Raw genomic sequence first — 18,915 nt, forward strand, 5'->3', positions numbered from 1 at the left:
CTCCCGTGTGTGGGATCTCATCCATGACTGAAAACAATGATACTTTGCTGCTGAAGGCTGCTAAAAGTGGGGATATTAAGGGGCTGTGTGCGCTACTGGCTGATGGTGCGAAGGTGGATGCGTGCGATCGCCAAGGCACCACGGCGTTAATGTTTGCTGCTAATCTAGGCTACACCGAAATTGTGCGATCGCTGCTGGATGCTGGGGCAAATATCAATTTAAAAAGAAAACTCTATAGTTTGACGGCTTTGATGTTAGCAGCTAGCACTAAACAGCTTGACATTGTACAACTTTTAGTATCCAGAGGTGCTGATGTCAACGCCACTAATGAAGATGGCAGCACGGCTTTAATGGCAGCAGTAGTTAAAGGTCATGTGGATGTAGTAAGAGTTTTACTAGCTGCTGGTGCAGGAGTGGATATCGCCGACAAAGATGATGATACGGCTTTGAAGCTGGCAGTTAAGCACGGACACGTAGAAGTTATCAAAGCAATTCTCCAAACTGGTGTAGATGTCAATGTTCCAGATGAGGAGGGTGAGACACCGTTAATGTTAGCGGCAGATTTGGGACATCTGGAGGTTGTCCAAGCACTGCTGGCGGCGGGGGCTGATATAAAGGCGAAAAACGTTGGTGGTGGAACTGCGTTATCGGCGGCGGCAGCAGCGGGACACAGTGCGATCGCATCTGCTTTACTAGATCGAGATGCCGAGATTAATCTCCAAGACCAAGATGGTGAAACTGCCTTACACCTTGCTGTTGTGGAAGGCTACGTTGATGTGGTGCAGGTGTTACTTAACAAAGGTGCCGATGTGCAAATTAGAAACCACCTGGGCGATACGCCATTGCTAGTAGCAGCCTTGCAGGGACACAGCCAAATTGTGGAAGCACTGCTGCGTTGTGGGGGAGATATTTCTGGAAAAAACCTCGGTGAAGTACCTTTGACGCTGGCTGCATCACATGGCCACACCCAAACAGTGAAAGTGTTGCTAGATTATGGTGCTGATGCCAATATTCCAGCAGATGATGGCAAAAGTGCTTTGATTAAAGCAACCGAACGCCAGCACACGGAGGTGATACAAATGCTCTTGGCAAAGGGGGCAGATGTGAATTTTCAAGACTCAGCAAGGGCAACAGCATTGATGTGGGCTGCTTCAGCGGGTTATGCAGAGATTGTGAAGTTATTAGTCCAAGCTGGGGCAGATGTGAATTTGACGAACCGAGGGGGTTACACAGCTTTAATGATTGCAGAATTTAATGGTTATCAGGATATAGTACGCAGTTTGCAAAACGCTGGGGCGCAGGAATAATTGAGTCTTTATTCTGTTTTCATAAAATATTTTTACAAACCTATTGACAAATCATTCAATTAAGGTTATTTACTTAAATACCAACAAGGTTTACAAGAACCAAAGTTGAAACGTCAGAAACTAAAGAAAGCAAAAATCCGTCACAGCTGTTGTGAGCTTGCTGCAACGGATGAAGGAAAAATTAAAACGCCGAGAGGGAGCAGGGAAAATGCTTGCGCCACAAGGATAGAAAGAGAGCAAAAATGAAGAAGAAAACTTTACCTTATTGCTTTGTACTTTTTACCTTGTACCTTTTACCCAGTTTCCCCCTTGGCGTTTCCTACTGTGCTAGATGTGCAAAATATATAGTTTTTAGTTGAAGAGAAAAGTATTCTAAACATCATTTTTGATGTATAACATAAAACGCTGAACACAAACGAGTCATCGAAAAAGCTTAATTTGCAAGTATTTGGGCGATTGTTACGGAAAGTCCCAGAGAAAATAAATAAAATATTAAATTTAGTAGAATCACTGTAGTCAATCCCCAATTGTCAGTAATTCGATGAGTATCTCAATTTAAATAAGGGACTGGGGACTGGGAACTAGGGACTGGGAAAGGAATATTCTCATAGTATCGTTGTGTGAGAGGCTATTTATAAAGTAAAAATAAAGTTATTGTAGGCTGTGTTAGGCGCATATTTTGAGATTAATGATCGCGAGAAATATGAACTGCGCCTAACGCACCATTTTGTATTGCGGTGCGTTACTTTATAAATGGTCTCTGATTTATCTTGATCTAATAGCGGCGTAGTTAGTTTTATAAATAGGAAGTGTTTCTTTAGCTTGTATAGAGACAGAGCTATTTTCTGGAATAGCTTCTAATAAATTAATTGCTTGCTTCCATTTGTCTTTTGCTTGCTGGCGAGTGATTGCTGAATGAGACGAATTTTGTACAAAGAAAGTAGCTTCTATTGCTAGCTTTTGGGCTGATTTTAAGTTAGTGAGTGCTTTTTTTTCAGTTAAGACTATTTGACTGATAGCGTTATAGTTAATCCGATAACGAGTTAATTTATTCTTTGCTTTATCAGAAACTGATGTTTGACTGGGAATGCTATTTAACAAGTTGATTGCTTGATACCATTTAGTTTCTGCTTGTTGCCAAACTTGTAGAGAATGTGGCGGCTTTTGAACTAGGGAAGCAGCTTCCATGCCAAGTTTTTGAGCAGATTTAAAATTAGCGATCGCTTTTTCTTCTGGAGTCAAACTTAGATTTTGTAATTGGGGATTTTGGTTTCGGATTTGCCAACCAGCAAAACCTAATACTAATAAGCTTGAGAATATAATAAAACCTGAACGTACTATTTTTTGTGTCGAAACTTTTGGGAATATTTCTAATTTTTTGCTAACAGTTAGTTCTTTAGTACTTTGCTGTTCAATGTTTTTTATAGCTTGTTCTGCCTCTTCTCTTAAAGTGTCACCCTGAATGATTAAAGTAGCAATTTTTTCTTGAAAAATATCACATTCATTTAAAATATCTGTTAATTCTTGAATTGTACCATCACTTGATATAATTAATTCGTGGTCATCATCCAACCACTCTAAAGCAAATCCCGATTTACCACAAAAAGCAGAAAGACCTAATAATATAGTTAAGAAACTATGACTTGTTTTGATAGTGTTAAAAATATAATTTAATTTTTGTTGTAGTTGTAATAATTCCTTTTGGGAATTGCTGATTTTTTGAACTTGATACTCTAAATTTTTAGAGTTACCAAAGACTGAATTACTCTTTAAATTTTCAGCAATTGCTTTAAATTTAGCGGGTAAACTGACATGGTGACTGTCAGAATTGAGTTGATTAACTAGCTGAACATCACTGAGAATGTCAGCAGCTAATGCCTGCAAAAAATAACCCCATTCAATCCAGGCATCAATTTTTTTTTGTAAATCATTTAATGAAAGTTTAGTTTCTCTGCCAAATTTTGCTGTTAGGGCTGGCTCTACTAATCCAATATGAGGTATTAAAAAATTAGGTACTGTGTTAGTTCGATGAACTGTAGCGATCGCCGAATTTTTAATGTTGTCAAACTTTAATTCCTGAACAATTAATTTTTGAATATTCCTGAGTTCTTCTTGAGCATTATTGATCAGGATAATTTGTTGCATAATTTCCTGAGAATCGCCAATAGTTAGCTTCAAATTCTGAATCAATTTTGGCAATTCATTAACAAGTAATTCTAGGTTAGCCATAAATACCCCTTAGGGATTTGTCGAAAATATATGCGAAACAATTAAAATGGCTGGAGTAAGAGCATAACCACTCCCATTGCATCTAAGCATCCTAAATCAATGACAAATTTCAGGAACTATAGAATATATAGTTCCCGGAAATCCTACTAAAGTAACAATTTCAGTTTAAAAATCCCAAGACAGGCAAAGCTACCTATTCACTAACGTATGAATGAAGTTGATTTAGCATTTACCCCAGCACTAGAGTTAGCCCAATTAATCCGTCGCCGGGAAGTATCACCGCTAGAGTTGGTAGAAATATATTTAGAACGGATTGGGCAGTTGAATCCCCAATTAGGAAGTTATTTTACAGTTACGGCAGAAATGGCGATCGCAGATGCCAAAGCCAAAACAGAATTACTGACAACTACCTCAGAACTACCGCCATTTTTTGGTGTGCCGATTTCCATCAAAGACCTGAATGCTGTATCAGGCATTACTTGTACTTATGGAAATCCGGCATTAATCAACAATATCGCTAACTATGATGATGGCGTTGTGACGAGGATTAAACAAGCCGGGTTTACTATTCTTGGTAAAACAGCCACTTCGGAATTAGGTTCATTTCCTTACAGTGAACCTACGGGTTTTCCAGCAGCGAGAAATCCGTGGAATTTAGAATACACTCCTGGTGGTTCTAGTGGTGGTGCAGCGGCGGCGGTAGCAGCCGGATTGTGTGCGATCGCCCAAGGTTCTGATGGCGGCGGTTCAATTCGGGGGCCTGCGGCTTGTTGTGGTTTGGTGGGACTTAAACCATCACGGGGTAGGGTGAGTAAAGCACCCATAGGCGAACGCTTGGCTGGAATTGCCGTCAACGGGCCGATCGCCCGGACTGTAGCTGATGCTGCTGCGCTTTTGGATGCCATATCTGGCTACATCACAGGCGATCCTTACTGGTTACCAGATCCTGAAACATCATTTCTCGCCGCCAGCGAAACAAAACTTGGTGCTTTACGAATTGCCTTTGACACTAGCATTTTTCCTTTGGGAGAAGCTGACGCCAACTGTCAGCAAGGCGTCCGAGAAACAGTCCAGTTATTAGAACAACTCGGTCATCAAGTTGAACAGAAATCTCCAGATTTCAGCGGTTTAGTTGAACCATTTCAAATCGTTTGGCAAGCTGGGATAGCTGCGTCAGGACTTCCTGTTGAAGCCTTACAACCGGTGAACCGCTGGCTATTTGCCCGCACAGGTTCCGTAGCTGAGTACCTGCAAGCAGTTGCCCAAATGCAGGTAGTGGCACGGCAAATTGTGGCGTTTTTTGATACTGTTGATGTGCTGGTATTGCCAGTTTATTTACATTCACCTATCCGTGTTGGGGAATGGGCTAATCTGAGTCCAGAAGAAACATTCCAAAATATTATTCAATGGGTTGCCCCTTGTCCGCCTGCCAATGCAACTGGACAACCAGCGATCGCCATTCCTGTAGGATTTGATAGTAAAGGTTTACCCATCAGTGTGCAACTCATTGGCAAGCCGGCGGCTGAAGCCACACTCATCAGCCTAGCAGCACAAATAGAAGCGGCTAAACCTTGGATTCATCATCGTCCAGCCTTGGCTACATAAGTCAAAATTCTCAAGTTGTTTTTCGGAACTTTAATTCAGGTACTTCCAGAAAATAAATTATCCCAAATTATTTGTACATTTTTCGGGTAGCACAGCTGTGCTACCCTACTATAGAATATTTTTTCCTTGGAAGTCCCTAAGTGATTAAAGTCGAGATTGATGGAGAATATTCACCAACCAAATTCGGACAATGGCCATATCTCTTCGCCCAAGGGATTTGGAAGTCAATCCCCCAAAAAACCGAAGCTCCCCAACAGGCGGCAATCCCCCAATGTTGACCAGTTATTTGCCCAAGCAGTCAACTACCACCAACAGCAACAGTTTGATCAAGCCCTAAATGCCTATCGGCAAGTCTTAGCCATTGACCCCAAATATATAGATGCCCTGACGAATTTGGGAAGTCTGCTCAAACGCTTGGGACAAGTCGAAGAAGCGATCGCTATCTACCGCCAGGGGTTAGCATTAAAACCTGAAAGTGCAGAAACTTGGTTCAATCTCGGCAATGCCCTCCACGAAAGCAGGCAATTAGAGGCAGCAGAATCAGCTTTTAGTCAGACAGTGCAGCTCAAACCGAATTTGGGTGTTGCCCACTTCAAGCTGGGAAAAGTTCTCCAAGAACAAGAAAAATTGATCCAGGCGGTAGACTGCTATCGACAAGCGATTACCCTGATGCCGGATTCCGCCCAAGCTTACACCAACCTGGGGAATGTCCTCAAAGCCCTCGGTCAATTAGAGGCAGCCGTGGCTCACCATCGCCAAGCACTGCAACTGCAACCTAACTCGGCACAAGGGTATTACAATTTGGGGAACGCCCTCACCGCCCAAGAGCAACACGAATCAGCCGCAGCAGCCTATCAACAGGCACTCCAACTCCAACCAGACTGGGCCGAAGCCCTGTTAAATCTGGCGGTTGCGTATCTGGCTTTGGAGAATTTCCAGGAGGCAGAGCAAGCTTTAAAACAGGCTGTGGTTCTCAAAAGTGACCTAAGCCTAGCCCACTTCCATCTGGGCAAACTGCTACAGAAACAGGGCGACACTGCCGCTGCTGAAGTCCACCTCGGCCAATGTTGGCAGCTTCAGCCCGATGAAGCAAAGCCTTTGGAGGCTCTGCTGTTACTTCTGCAAACTCAGGGGAAATATTCCCAGGCGATCGCTTTGTTGCAGGATCACCTCAAACGCCACCCCAATCAAGCGATCGCCCACTGCTACCTGGGCACTCTCTACAACAATATTGGTCACTTTTTTGAGGCAATCTCCCACCTACAGCAAGCATTGCAACTTGACTCCAACCTCGCAATTGCCCACAATAATCTCGGCTATGCCTTGATTCAAAATGGGCAATTGAGTGCAGGAATAGATAGTTGTCTACGGGCAATTGAGATTCAGCCGAATTTAGCCATTGCCTACCTCAACCAGGGTCTTGCCCTAAATAACCAAGGCAGAGTTTCAGAAGCGATCGCCTGCTTCCAAGAAACCCTACGGATTGACCCAGACTACCACCCAGGTAACTCCAATCTGCTGTATGCGCTCAATTACTCGCCAGATTACAGCCCTGCCACACTTGCCGCTGCCCACCACCAGTGGGGTCAGCAAGTTACAAAGCTGATGGGGGGACGCGGGGACGGGGAGACACGGAGAGGTTTGAATAATTTCAAATCCAAAATCCAAGTTGCGCTTCTAGCGCACCAAAGGTGCGACCCAAAATCCAAAATTCTTCGTGTGGGTTACGTCTCGCCAGACTTCCGCCAACACTCAGTTGCCTATTTTTTCGAGCCAATTCTTAGGCATCACAACCCTAGCCAAGTAGAAACTTTTTGCTATGCCAATGTCCCTAACCCAGATGCAGTTACCGAACGCCTCCGTGGGTTGTGCCACAACTGGCGGCATGTTTACAACATGGACGATGACCAATTGGCTGATTTAGTGCGATTTGATGACATTGACATCTTGGTAGATTTGGCAGGTCATACCGGTAGCAACCGCCTGCCTATGTTTGTCCGCCAGCCCGCACCCATTCAAGTTACTTATTTGGGCTATCCTAATACCACAGGTTTAGCCAATATGAATTACCGCCTCACGGATACCTGGGCTGATCCTCCCGGTTTGACAGATGAGTATTACACCGAGGAACTCATCCGTCTACCTCGCTGCTTTTTGTGTTATCAGCCCTCCCCCACAGCCCCGCCAGTGATGGACTTACCCGCCAAGAGTATGGGGCGAATTACCTTTGGTTCCTTCAACAACTTGCCCAAAATCACCCCAGAAGTGATTGCCCTGTGGTCACAAATTCTCGACTCCGTGCCGAATTCCCGGATCATCCTCAAGATTCGCTGGTTCGACGATCAACCAACCCGCGATCGCTATCTATCATTGTTTGCCGACTGCGGTATTGACAGCCATCGGGTGAAGTTAATTGGGATGATTCCAGACTCCAATCACCACCTCGCTTTCTATGGCAACATTGACATTGCCCTCGACCCCTTTCCCTACCACGGTACAACCACCACTTGCGAGGCACTATGGATGGGTGTTCCAGTGATTACCCTAGCTGGACAGACCCATGTCAGCCGGGTGGGAGTTAGCTTGCTGACCACTGTAGGCGTACCAGAGTTGATTGCCTCCACTCCCCAGGAATATGTGGCTAAAGCAGTAGCTTTGGCATCAGATCTGCCGACACTAAGCCAGTTGCGGTTCAATCTCCGACAACAAGTAGCTGCTTCTGCTCTGTGCGATGCTGTTGCCCATACCCAGGCTCTGGAAGCCATCTATCGACAGTTGTGGCAGCGGTTTGTCCAAGTGGCAGATTAATAGCAAATGCTATCAAACCTTGGATTGGGTATCGTCCAGCTTTTGCAATCTAAAGCTAATTATGCAGGCATCCCTGGAACAACTTTCACAAATTACTGTGTTTGTAGGTTTAGAAACAGCAGACACACTAACTTTCCAACCCTACACTCAGGTGCAACGCTATCGCAAAGGAGAGATTATTCTGCATGAAGGCGATCGCTTACCAGCAAAACTGTATGCTGTCGTTAGTGGATTAATTCAAGTTAGCAAAACAGCAACAACAGGGAAAGAAACGATTTTCCGCGTCCTCGCTGCTGGAGAAATTTTTGCGGCTCCTGCTTTGTTAGGAAATGGCATTTCTCCGGCAACTGTAACTGCTGAATCTGATTGTGAGATTCTAACTGTAGAGCGAGATGCTTTATTAAAAGCTATTGGGCAAAATCCCGAAATTGCATTACGAATGCTGATGGTTTTTAATAGTAGGATTCAGCAATTGCATGAAACAGTCCACGGATTAGTTTCGGAAAGGGCTATTGTTCGTATTGCCAGATTAATTCAATATTTTGCTGGAGAATCTGGAACTGTACGATTTTTCTGTTTAATCACTACACCCATTGTATAAATCACCCCAGGAACAACTTCCTCTCGCCCTTGATTATTTGGTAAGCGTCCCCCTATACCCTCATTTTGTAGCTGTAAATATCTGCCGTAAAAATGTAAGCCACCAATATCATTGGCGTTATATATTTCGCCGCAAAATATATGCTCAAAACCCCGACGTTTGAATCAAATATTAGTTAAATCTTCCAGAAATTGTGCTTTATTCCTACGTCCTGGACGCAATTCACCACCACTAGCTTGCTGAAGTTTCTGTAAAACATCTGGGTAAGAAGATAACAATTGTTTAAAACTATTACTGCTAACTTTCGTACCAATAGAACCACAAATTTTTAATACAGCTTTGTCAAAAGAATTTAGCTGCGGTGGCGGTGGTGTGATATCTACCTGTTGTCCTGGGGGAAAACGAACAGGAACTGGGTTATCTACATTATCAAAAAATGGCAGAAGTTTAGTATTTTCCTGTGGCTGTGCGTCTACTGGATTTTGCAAGTAAAAGGGGGAAAGCAGTAGCAAAACAGCAAGTACTTTCCCTATCTGCTTTAACCTATTGGTTACAGAACTTGGCTGCATAAATTTTAGTTTAATGATTTGGATGAGAGTGCTATGCCAAGTTTAATTTGATGGATGGCCTACTTTATAAAAAACCCAGGTTTTTTAATAAACCTGGTTTATATAGCGCTTCTCACTTGGGTAAAATACGCCCGTTCGTAGGGGCGCACAGCTGTGCGCCCCTACAGCGTATTGCATCCAAACCAAAATCGCTATCTACCCCGTACTTCATTTACTTGAAATACGCTGTAGATTCTGACTTCTGGCTCCTGAATTCTGAATTCTCATATAATGATTAAGTTGCCCGATCGATTTTTTGCACTTCTTCATCAGAGAGTTTCACATTGATAGCTTGTGCTGAATCTTCAATGCTGGAAATTTTGCTAGCCCCAGGAATTGGCAAAATAACAGGCGACTTGGAACGCAACCACGCCAGAACGATATTGTACACTGACACGCCTTTTTCTTTAGCCAACTGAGCGATCGCTGCAATATCTTCTAAGTCCTGATGACGACGCCTACCACCAAAGGGACTCCAGGGTAAAAAAGTCAATCCTTGCTGTTGGCAATACTCCAACACGCCGTCAATTTCTGGCTGTCGTTCCCAAGGGCTGTATTGATTCTGCACTGAGACGATATCCACGATATCCTGCGCCCGCTTAATTTGTTCAACGGAGAAGTTAGAAACTCCGACAAACCGAATTAAACCTGCTTCTACTGCTTCTTTGACTGGTGCAAGGGATTCTTCAATGGTGTAATTATTATCGGGGGAATGGTATTGCCAGACATCAATGGGTTTAGTACCACCCAAAGCCTCAAAGCTAACTCTAATTGTTTGGCGCAAGTGTTCTGGGTTACCGTTGCGTGTCCAATTACCATCGGGACGCATCAAACCGCCTTTAGTTGCGACAATCACTTGGCTGATATCGCCTTTGTAACTAGCAAGTGCGTTGTAAATTAGCCGCTCGTTGTGATGCTTGTCAGATTCATCTTTGCAGTAAGAGTCCGCAGTGTCAATAAATGTAATACCCAGATCTAAAGCCCGATGAATCACTTGGATGGATTCCGATTCGGGAGGGCGATTATAGATTGACATTGGCATACCACCCAAACCGATCGCACTCACAAAGATACCAGTTTTTCCTAGCTGTTTGGTTTCCATGCTTTTAGTCATAGCTTCCTGACCCAATTATGAAGCACCTAGTCAAAAATTTTTTAGCGATCGCCCTAAGTTCCCTACTTTTAAGTCTTTTGCCTGATTAATACAACCCCCTCAGCTACAAATACCTATTTTGCCAGTTTGTGTATTTCAGCTATGTTTGGTAAATAAAATAAGTAGCCTACATAATTGGCTGTTATTCCACACTTGACATAAAGCATTGTGAGTGCCAAACGTCTGCCAGAAACCATTGCCCATGTCAAAATTACCCGCCAATCCTGGCAACACGGCTTCCTTGAGGGTGAAGTGAGTGCAGGTGAGTTTGAGTGGCATTTCCAGTGGCATTTTCGCAGGGGAGAACTTGCCGTCAAGCCCTCCCAAGGTCGCGCCTTAATTAAAGAACCCCTCGGTCGATTTTTGGAGAAACAAGATTATCAACTAGAGCCTGGAGGAGACTATGCTTTTACTATTCGGGCGGAACTCTAGGAGTTATGAGTTATGAGTTATGAGTTATGAGTTATGAGTTGTGAAGATATTAATTCCTAACTCTTCACTCCTCACTCCTCACTGTTGATTCAGTGAGGCGATTTAAGTATCTTTCGATTAACAGAATGGCAACAATGTCATCTATCGGTCTTGGAGGCTGTCGCATACCCTTTGGCAATAGTTTTATGAAGCCTTTGGGTGGATACATTTGCCAATAGCGATCGCGTGCTTCTAGGGTTGTGTAGCGCTCATCTACTAAAATGATATTTAGCGGTTCTGATAATTGTTGATATAGTTGCTGTTTCCACTGTTTGGCTGTTGTTTGGTTGCCCATCACCATTAAGGAGACAGGAAACCTTTGCCGCAGTGTCTCAATGGTAGCGATCGCCTCTTTTGCCAGCACGACTTCATGATAATATAGTTGCCGATCCAGTCCCATCACTGCTAAACCACACTTATCTCGACCTGGATCGAAGCCCAAAATCACTGGCTGTGTCGGTGAAAATTCCCGGAAAGTCATAAGTAGTTAAAAATAAGAATTCAGAATTGGTGAATTCAGGAATCAGAATCAATTCGTGGCGAGTCTGTCTTGGAAAGTTGTGATGCCTACGGCAAACTGCCCTCCCAGCGTCTACGGCGTCAGCCGCCGAGTTGTGACTTTCCGCGCTCATCTCCCACTAATTGTATTCTGACTTCTAACTTCTGAATTCTGACTCCTGAATTCTGACTTCTGAATTCTGACTTCTGACTTCTGACTTCTGACTCCTTTTTTAAGTGCTAAAAATAATTTGTCCGTTGACTATTGCTACTAGCTTCACCCTCAACGGGCCAGCTGTATAAGTGTCCTCTGCGGCGATCGCTTTAATTTCCAATGCCCTATTGTACTGCCTTAGTTGGGTGACAAAACGCAGAAAAGTGCCATCTACTTGGACATTTTCAACAATTCCAGCATTACGGGCACGAAATTGGGAAGCAGAAATGAGTAGTTCTAATCGCTGCTGCAACTGATAGGATGTCATGGTTTTGGGGTCAGCAGTAGTTGTGGCTAACTGGGCGCCTCCAGAAAAAACCAGTTCATTGCGGGCTATGTCGGTAAAAAATTCTATTTGCTTTTCTCCCCTGACATAATTACCCGCTGAGAAAATTCGCACAACATATTCTCGACCATCCCCAATTTGCTTGCTCAGTTGCTCAACCCTTTCTTGAGTCACGCGCACAAGCTCTACATTTGCAGAATTTGCACCAGGCTCGCTTAATTCTAGGTTGGCGTTACGATTGGCTTGTTGTAAAAGTTGTACCACCGCCTGACGAGCCGCAGGAGGTTGGGTAACACGAATTACAGCAGCGGCGAGAACTTGACCGCGAAATAAGGCTAGTTTTCCTAGACGCAGGTCTTGGTAGGACTGATAATATTTTTCCAGCCTTGCAACTTCCTGTTCTAGCTGCTCCTGTTGTGCTTCCAATTCTTTGAGGCGAGATTCTCGTTTAGCAATCACTTGCTCTCTAGCCGTAATTTCTAAATTACGGTCTTGAATCAATTGATCGAGTTGGGCAATTTTGCGATCGCGTGCTTCTATCCCTTGTTGGCGGTTGGCAAGTTCGCGATCGCGTTTTTCGATAGCTGTTTTGGCTTCGTCAATGGCTTTTTTCGCCTCAGCATATAGTCGTTGACGTTCTGTTTTTAGTAGTTCAACTGCTGCCTGTAGTTCTTTTCTCTGGTTGTAGACGCTTTGCAGTTCAGCTATGGCTTTTTGGTACTGACTGACAACTCGATCTAGTTGCCCTTGAGTGCGTTGAAGTTGAGTCTGGGTTTGGGCTTGCTGCTGAATGGTGCGGTTGAGTTGGGCTTGGGTTTCCCTTTGCTTGGCATTCGCCGCCTGCAAGGACTGATTAATTGCTTGTAAGTCTTGTTGTGCCTTTGTTTGGGCAATTCTTGCTTGATTTAGCTCAGTCTCTACCTGACTTTTCTGGGTTTCTGCGACTTTTAGCTGTTCCCGCTTTTGCCTGAGGTCTGTTTGAATATCTTCTAACTCAAAGACTCCCTGCCGCAATTTATCATCGGCAGCGAATAAAATCCCTAAGGTTGATGCTGAAATCAAACCACCAGTAAAAATAGTTACTACTACAGCGGTATTTTTCGGACGGAGGTTAAAAAGTGAGAGGCGGGCTTTGCCAACTCGTGTGCCGATGCGATCGCCCACGGTTGCAATTACGCCTCCCAAAATTAAAATTGCTGCGATGAGGATGTATCCGGTGGTCATGTTTAGCTACCGAAATCCTTCCAGATACAGCCTACTACTTTTAGCCATTGTCTGTGGAGGAGTGGAGGTTGGCAATAGCTGAAATTACTCAATTTTAGATTTTCCTTTAGCTATTAGTGCGATCTTGAAAAACACAACAGGTGCCGACTCCGCTAACTCCAATTGTTTTTATGTGAACTGGCGACTTAAAGTAACGGGTTTATGCACAGTAATCTTCTTCTTGTGGATAGAAATCATCTTTTTTTCACGCAAATCCCCTAGTAGCCTAGTAACTGTAACACGAGTCGAACCAATTGCTTCAGCGATCGCTTGATGAGACAATTTCAAATCAATTGTGATCCCATCAGCACAGGGAACTCCAAAATCACGACAAAGAATTAATAGAAAACTCACCAACCTAGAACCCATATCTCGGTGAGCAAGAGTTTCAATCATCATCTCTGTCTGTAAAATTCGCGAAGACAGACCCCGCAGCATTAACATTGATAATTCTGGATTTTCCTTGAGTGCTTGCTCGACTTGTTCAATTGGTGCTGACAGTAATTCCACAGGGGTAAATGCAACCGCATGGTAAAACCTATCCGATTTATTTCCTGTCAGCAATGACAATACACCAAAAACACTATTTTCCCGCAATAGCGCTACCGTTATTTCCTCTCCTGCCTCGTACACCCTGGAAAGTTTAACAGCACCTTTTAAAAGAAAATAAACTCGTTCGGCAGGATCGCCAGGAAAAAAGATCGTTTTATTGCGTTCAAACGTTTCCACAACTGGCGGAAACGCCCCGGTCGCCATCTGACGAAAAACATTTGCTAGGGCTTTATCTTGTGCCACGATCATCTCCCTTCCCCTACCCAATGCCGGAAAAACAAAAACTAATTACCTAAGAATACACCCGAAAATTCAATAAAGCACCGTCAACCTTTCTGTACTTTCCTATACTCCAACTAATTGCTTCCTAAGTCTTTGTTTATAATGATACATAATTGTTGATCTATTCAGCTATAAATTGTTGATAAACTGTTCCAAGTAGATGTATTAATAAAGGTTTTTTGAAGAACAAATAAAGATAAATTGAGAATATCTTTAGAAAGAATCAAGAATTTTCTGACATCAAACCCCCTCACCAATATTCATTTTTGCAAATCCTGTGTAAAACAAAGACAAAACGTGCCTCAGATTCTAGTATGCTCCTAATCATCGATCGCATTAACAATTTCTATGCTGAATCTGACCGGAAAAAATGCTTTGGTTACAGGTATTGCCAATAATCGCTCCATCGCCTGGGGCATTGCCCAACAACTACACAAAGCAGGAGCTAATCTGGGAATTACGTATCTGCCGGATGAACGCGGCAAAATGGAGACAAAAGTTGCCGAATTAGTCCAACCCCTCAACCCCAGCTTATTTCTTCCCTGCAATGTCCAAAACGACGAACAAATTCAATCTACCTTTGAAACAGTACGCGAGAAGTGGGGAAAGCTAGACATCCTAATTCATTGTCTTGCCTTTGCCAACAAAGAGGATTTGACCGGAGATTTTAGCCAAACCTCTCGTTCTGGCTTCAAAACTGCTTTAGAGATTAGTACCTATTCGCTGGTGCAATTAAGTGGTGCAGCTAAACCCTTGATGACAGAGGGAGGTAGTATCGTCACCCTGACATATTTAGGCGGTGTCAAGGCAATCCCTAACTATAACGTTATGGGAGTTGCCAAAGCGGGATTAGAAATGAGTGTCCGTTACCTGGCTGCTGAACTAGGACCGCAAAATATCCGCGTCAATGCCATATCCGCAGGTCCCATCCGCACTTTGGCATCTTCAGCGGTGGGCGGAATATTGGATATGATTCATCATGTAGAGCAAGTAGCTCCCCTACGACGCACAGTCACTCAGCTGGAAGTGGGCAACACTGCGGCTTTTTTATGTAGTGATTTGTCCAGCGGCATCACCGGACAAGTTCTGTATGTAGATGCAGGATATGAAATTATGGGAATGTAGTTAGGGACTGGGGATTGGGTACTGGGTATTGGGAAAAATTCAGTCCTTAATCCCCAGTCCCCAGTCCCTATTCTCCATTCCCCATTCCCCATTCCCCATTCCTATGCAAATCACCAAAGTTAATTCAAACCACGATCAGTTAACTAAAACCCCTCGGATTGCCACCGTTCATCGCACCACGGGGGAAACTGATGTCCAAGTCACCATCAATCTTGATGGAACAGGAAAATGCACAGCAGCAACAGGCATTCCGTTTTTGGATCACATGTTGCATCAAATAGCCTCCCACGGATTGATTGATTTAGATATCCAAGCTAAGGGAGACTGGGAAATTGATGACCACCATACCAACGAAGATGTAGGCATTACCTTAGGGCAAGCTTTAAACCAAGCGCTAGGGGACAAGAAAGGTATTGCCCGCTTTGGTAATTTCCTTGCACCATTGGACGAAGCTTTAGTTCAGGTAGTGCTAGACTTTTCCGGACGCCCTCACCTCAGCTACGGTTTACAAATTCCTACCCAGCGCGTAGGAACTTATGACACCCAGTTGGTGCGCGAATTCTTTGTGGCATTGGTGAACCATAGCCAAATGACACTGCACATTCGACAACTGGATGGTATTAACTCCCATCACATTATTGAAGCGACATTTAAGGCGTTTGCGAGGGCAACGCGCTTAGCAGTGGAAATAGACCCTCGTCGTGCTGGCGTGATTCCCAGTTCCAAAGGCGTTCTGTGAAAGGAGGTCAAATGGGGCATGGGGGATGGGGGAACAAGGGGAAAGACTTGTTGCAAGTTGTCTCTTGTCCCTTTGTCTCCCTCATCCCCCTCATCCCCCTCATCCCCCCACTTCCCATTTTGCGATAACAATCCCACTAAATGGTGATTATTATCAGCCTGTTGGGTAACTTGTAATTAATAACAAGCTGCTAATTGATGATTGAACCGAGATGAAGTCTGTTGCAGATGACCCTGATTCTCAACTGAATATGACAAACACTTTGCCAGTAGTCGTAACTTCTGAGTTGCGAAAAGCTTATCGTACTGGTTTTTGGCTAAATCAAAAAGTCGTATCTCTTAAAAGCTGTTCTTTAAAAGTTTATCAAGGCGAAACCTTTGGCTTGCTAGGACCAAACGGTGCTGGTAAAACTACCCTTTTAAAACTATTGCTGGGGATAATTTGTCCAACTGGTGGACAGGGATTATTGTTGGGTAAGCCACTTGGCGATCGCAATGTTAAGCAATACGTGGGCTACTTACCTGAAAATCCTTATTTGTATGACTATCTCACCGGCTGGGAGTTTTTGCAGTTAGCAGCTGGGCTATTCCAAATTCCTGAGGATGTGCAACGCCGACGCATTCCTCAACTGCTGGAATTAGTAGGTTTATCCCAAGCTGATGCCCGCAAAAAGCTGCTGCGCCGGTACTCCAAAGGAATGTTACAGCGTGTTGGCATGGCACAGGCGCTAATTAACGAGCCAGAATTGGTTTTTCTGGATGAACCGATGTCTGGTCTCGATCCTCTGGGACGCTACCAAATGCGGGAAATTATTCTGGCTCTAAAAGCCGCTGGCAAGACGATTTTTTTCAACAGCCACATTCTCAGTGAAGTGGAACAGATTTGCGATCGCATTGCCATCCTCGCTCAAGGTGAATTAATTTGCTCTGGTTCCCTAAATGAACTTTTAGGTGTAAACAACACATATCACGTTAAAGGTCAAGGTGGTGACTGGGAAATTCTCAAAAAATGGATACCTGCTCTGATATTTGAGCCTGATGGTTCCTGGCAAGGTACACTACAGGATGATTACTATGATTTTCTCGCTAGTGTTCGTCTGATGGAGGGTAAAATTATTGCCATGAACTTGTCCCGTAAGTCCCTAGAAGAGTTTTTTATTCAACAAATCCAAACAAAAAATAACTCCCTTAATTAATCTGATTGCCAAATGATTCTCTGTGTGAAAACTGAATAGCGCCCATCCTACTTTTGACAATTTCAATCACAGCTTAAGTGTTATGAAATTGTCTTAAGTGTGAAAATTCTACCAGTAGTTGCCTCATTGGAGAAAAGATAATTTATTATATAAAGTACGTTGATTTACTTAAGTCTTATATTTTTTGATAATTGTCGTATTCAAACAGGATTAACTTTAAATTAACTTCACTAAAAATTCAAATTCAATAAACAAATTTTCTCCGGAAAACCACACTTTTCAGGGAAAATAAGATTGTTGGGGAACTTGAATACTTAGGTATAGTCAAAGATAAAAATGTTTAGACAGTACTTTATTAATCGTAATTTGAGAATCTCAGGGAAATATGCTTAACACAAGTTTGTTTAAATTCCTTACTCAACCAGTTGTGGGTACGGCGCTGTTAATAGCAGCATTTTCAGCTTATCTCCCTTCTGTCATGGCTCAGTCATCAACGGATCAAAGGTGCTTATCACAAGCCTTACGCAACACTACACAACAAAATGAAAGTGATACTTCAACTTACACTTTAGGAGGCGGCGATCGCATACGTGTAAATGTATTTGAAGTTCCAGAATATACAGGTGAATACCAAGTTCCCCCAGGAGGAGCAATCAACTTACCTTTAATTGGCAGTGTACGCGTTCAAGGTCTAACAACCGAGCAGGCTGCTGATTTAATTGCCTGTAAATACTCTACCTATCTCAAGCGTCCCCTGATCTCAGTTAATTTATTATCGCCTCGTCCCATCAATATTTTTGTTGCTGGAGAGGTAACACGTCCAGGAGCTTATACTCTCAGCTTGAGTGGAGGCGCAGGAGACAATCCAGGGGTACAATACCCCACTGTGTTAGCGGCATTGACAACAGCCCAAGGGGTGACACTGGCTGCCGATGTGACTCAAGTTCAATTACGTCGTAAAGTACGTTCTTCAGAGCGAGTTGTCACCCTTAACTTGAAGCAACTCATCCAAACAGGCACATTACCAGAGGATATTACCTTGCGGGATGGAGACACCATAGTTGTGCCAACTGCAACAGACTTTAACGTAGCAGAATCCCGCAATATATTTGCAGCTAACTTTGCCGCCAGTCAAACCACACCCCGTACAGTAACAATTATTGGTGAAGTTAACCGTCCTGGTTCGTATCTTGTCACCCCAGGTAGCATAAACGATCAGGGAGGCGGAACCGCTAACAGTGGTACTGCTACTCCCACTGGTCTACCAAATGTAACACGGGTAATTCAACTAGCCGGTGGAATTACAGCACAGGCAGATATTCGTAATCTCAGACTACGCCGACTGACAAGATCTGGCTCAGAACAAGCCATAGATATCAATCTTTGGCAACTGTTGCAAAGTGGTGATGCCAATCAAGACATTATCGTGCAAGACGGAGATACGATTGTTATTCCCACGGCAACTGAGATCAACCCAGCAGAAGCTACCCAATTAGCTACAACTACTTTATCTCCTGCACGCATTCAAGTTGGTGTAGTTGGGGAAGTCAAAAGGCCAGGATTAACAGATGTCCAGCCGAATAGCTCTTTAAATCAAGCTATACTTGCTGCTGGTGGATTCAACGATGCTAGAGCTAGCAGCAGTGCTGTTGATTTGATTCGTCTCAATCCTAATGGTTCTGTCACTAAACGTGTAGTAAAAATCGATTTCTCCGCAGGGATTAATGAGCAAACTAATCCTATACTCCGCAATAATGATGTTGTAGTAGTCGGTCGATCTGGCATAGCGAAGTTCGGTGACACCACAAGCACTGTAACTGGACCTCTAGGTGTTATCTTTAGTATTCTGAATTTGTTCGGACTTTAGTTTAACAGACAGATACTAATTGGGGGCGTTGCTCAACCTTTATCGTCCCCATAATCCCATCATCCTCAGATATCGACTGCGAGAAAAGCAAGCGCATTATCATAATCAAGGC

13 protein-coding genes and 2 pseudogenes are annotated in these 18,915 nt (G+C 43.6%); 9 read left to right on the forward strand and 6 right to left on the reverse strand.

The annotated features are described in order from the left end of the window. The first annotated feature begins 23 nt into the window (after window positions 1-23). Window positions 24-1,307 (forward strand): ankyrin repeat domain-containing protein, encoded by a 1,284-nt coding sequence (locus IQ276_RS15695; RefSeq protein ID WP_193913505.1) that lies wholly within the window; start codon window positions 24-26, stop codon window positions 1,305-1,307. Between the two features lie 765 nt (window positions 1,308-2,072). Here the strand turns inward: IQ276_RS15695 and IQ276_RS15700 are convergent. Further along, window positions 2,073-3,536, reverse strand: coding sequence for a hypothetical protein (locus IQ276_RS15700; RefSeq protein ID WP_193913507.1), 1,464 nt, complete (start codon window positions 3,534-3,536; stop codon window positions 2,073-2,075). Window positions 3,537-3,743: 207 nt separating this feature from the next. On the opposite strand from IQ276_RS15700, the gene IQ276_RS15705 reads away from it, so the two are divergent. From IQ276_RS15705 to IQ276_RS15715, 3 genes and pseudogenes are all read left to right on the forward strand, one after another. Next, a complete protein-coding gene (locus IQ276_RS15705) occupies window positions 3,744-5,141 on the forward strand; it encodes an amidase (RefSeq protein WP_193913509.1) in 1,398 nt (465 codons plus the stop codon). A gap of 159 nt (window positions 5,142-5,300) precedes the next feature. After that, on the forward strand, window positions 5,301-7,949 hold the full coding sequence (locus IQ276_RS15710; RefSeq protein WP_193913511.1) for a tetratricopeptide repeat protein: 2,649 nt from the start codon (window positions 5,301-5,303) through the stop codon (window positions 7,947-7,949). 61 nt (window positions 7,950-8,010) lie between these two features. Further along, window positions 8,011-8,511: pseudogene (locus IQ276_RS15715) on the forward strand (Crp/Fnr family transcriptional regulator); the annotation flags it as partial. Here IQ276_RS15715 and IQ276_RS15720 read toward each other — a convergent pair. Together IQ276_RS15720 and IQ276_RS15725 are read right to left on the reverse strand one after the other, a co-directional pair. Continuing rightward, a pseudogene (locus IQ276_RS15720) lies at window positions 8,502-9,119 on the reverse strand (EndoU domain-containing protein); the annotation flags it as partial. The pseudogenes IQ276_RS15715 and IQ276_RS15720 overlap by 10 nt on opposite strands. Before the next feature lie 274 nt (window positions 9,120-9,393). After that, window positions 9,394-10,260, reverse strand: coding sequence for an aldo/keto reductase (locus IQ276_RS15725; RefSeq protein WP_193913523.1), 867 nt, complete (start codon window positions 10,258-10,260; stop codon window positions 9,394-9,396). Between the two features lie 219 nt (window positions 10,261-10,479). Between IQ276_RS15725 and IQ276_RS15730 the strand changes: the two genes are divergently transcribed. Beyond that, entirely contained in the window at window positions 10,480-10,743 is a 264-nt protein-coding gene (locus IQ276_RS15730; protein ID WP_073643105.1) for a DUF3146 family protein, read from the forward strand. 64 nt (window positions 10,744-10,807) lie between these two features. Here IQ276_RS15730 and IQ276_RS15735 read toward each other — a convergent pair whose 3' ends face one another. From IQ276_RS15735 to ntcA, 3 genes are all read right to left on the reverse strand, one after another. Next, window positions 10,808-11,263, reverse strand: a complete 456-nt coding sequence (locus IQ276_RS15735) for a pre-16S rRNA-processing nuclease YqgF (protein ID WP_193913515.1) — start codon at window positions 11,261-11,263, stop codon at window positions 10,808-10,810. 250 nt (window positions 11,264-11,513) lie between these two features. Next, a complete protein-coding gene (locus IQ276_RS15740) occupies window positions 11,514-13,004 on the reverse strand; it encodes a DUF3084 family protein (protein ID WP_193913517.1) in 1,491 nt (496 codons plus the stop codon). 168 nt (window positions 13,005-13,172) lie between these two features. Next, window positions 13,173-13,844, reverse strand: coding sequence for a global nitrogen regulator NtcA (gene ntcA, locus IQ276_RS15745; protein WP_138497567.1), 672 nt, complete (start codon window positions 13,842-13,844; stop codon window positions 13,173-13,175). A 381-nt stretch (window positions 13,845-14,225) separates the two neighbouring features. Here ntcA and fabI point away from each other — a divergent pair, with 381 nt between their 5' ends. The 4 genes from fabI (at window position 14,226) to IQ276_RS15765 (ending at window position 18,803) form a co-directional block, all read left to right on the forward strand. Then, a complete protein-coding gene (gene fabI / locus IQ276_RS15750; RefSeq protein ID WP_190882372.1) occupies window positions 14,226-15,002 on the forward strand; it encodes an enoyl-ACP reductase FabI in 777 nt (258 codons plus the stop codon). 103 nt (window positions 15,003-15,105) lie between these two features. After that, entirely contained in the window at window positions 15,106-15,741 is a 636-nt protein-coding gene (gene hisB, locus IQ276_RS15755) for an imidazoleglycerol-phosphate dehydratase HisB (RefSeq protein ID WP_190882371.1), read from the forward strand. A 211-nt stretch (window positions 15,742-15,952) separates the two neighbouring features. After that, window positions 15,953-16,936 carry an ABC transporter ATP-binding protein gene (locus IQ276_RS15760; RefSeq protein ID WP_193913046.1) on the forward strand — a complete coding sequence of 328 codons (984 nt, stop codon included), beginning with the start codon at window positions 15,953-15,955 and terminating at the stop codon, window positions 16,934-16,936. A gap of 385 nt (window positions 16,937-17,321) precedes the next feature. Then, a complete protein-coding gene (locus tag IQ276_RS15765) occupies window positions 17,322-18,803 on the forward strand; it encodes a polysaccharide biosynthesis/export family protein (RefSeq protein ID WP_190882369.1) in 1,482 nt (493 codons plus the stop codon). The last annotated feature ends 112 nt before the right edge of the window (window positions 18,804-18,915 follow it).

It is taken from the genome of Desmonostoc muscorum LEGE 12446 (assembly GCF_015207005.2).
Lineage (GTDB): Bacteria > Cyanobacteriota > Cyanobacteriia > Cyanobacteriales > Nostocaceae > Nostoc > Nostoc muscorum.

Bases quoted from the DNA above. Each gene is read 5' to 3' on its own strand.
- IQ276_RS15695 (WP_193913505.1), top strand. From the start codon at position 24: ATGACTGAAAACAATGATACTTTGCTGCTGAAGGCTGCTAAAAGTGGG.
- IQ276_RS15700 (WP_193913507.1), bottom strand. From the start codon at position 3,536: ATGGCTAACCTAGAATTACTTGTTAATGAATTGCCAAAATTGATTCAG.
- IQ276_RS15705 (WP_193913509.1), top strand. From the start codon at position 3,744: ATGAATGAAGTTGATTTAGCATTTACCCCAGCACTAGAGTTAGCCCAA.
- IQ276_RS15710 (WP_193913511.1), top strand. From the start codon at position 5,301: ATGGAGAATATTCACCAACCAAATTCGGACAATGGCCATATCTCTTCG.
- IQ276_RS15725 (WP_193913523.1), bottom strand. From the start codon at position 10,260: ATGGAAACCAAACAGCTAGGAAAAACTGGTATCTTTGTGAGTGCGATC.
- IQ276_RS15735 (WP_193913515.1), bottom strand. From the start codon at position 11,263: ATGACTTTCCGGGAATTTTCACCGACACAGCCAGTGATTTTGGGCTTC.
- IQ276_RS15740 (WP_193913517.1), bottom strand. From the start codon at position 13,004: ATGACCACCGGATACATCCTCATCGCAGCAATTTTAATTTTGGGAGGC.
- ntcA (WP_138497567.1), bottom strand. From the start codon at position 13,844: ATGATCGTGGCACAAGATAAAGCCCTAGCAAATGTTTTTCGTCAGATG.
- fabI (WP_190882372.1), top strand. From the start codon at position 14,226: ATGCTGAATCTGACCGGAAAAAATGCTTTGGTTACAGGTATTGCCAAT.
- hisB (WP_190882371.1), top strand. From the start codon at position 15,106: ATGCAAATCACCAAAGTTAATTCAAACCACGATCAGTTAACTAAAACC.
- IQ276_RS15760 (WP_193913046.1), top strand. From the start codon at position 15,953: ATGAAGTCTGTTGCAGATGACCCTGATTCTCAACTGAATATGACAAAC.
- IQ276_RS15765 (WP_190882369.1), top strand. From the start codon at position 17,322: ATGCTTAACACAAGTTTGTTTAAATTCCTTACTCAACCAGTTGTGGGT.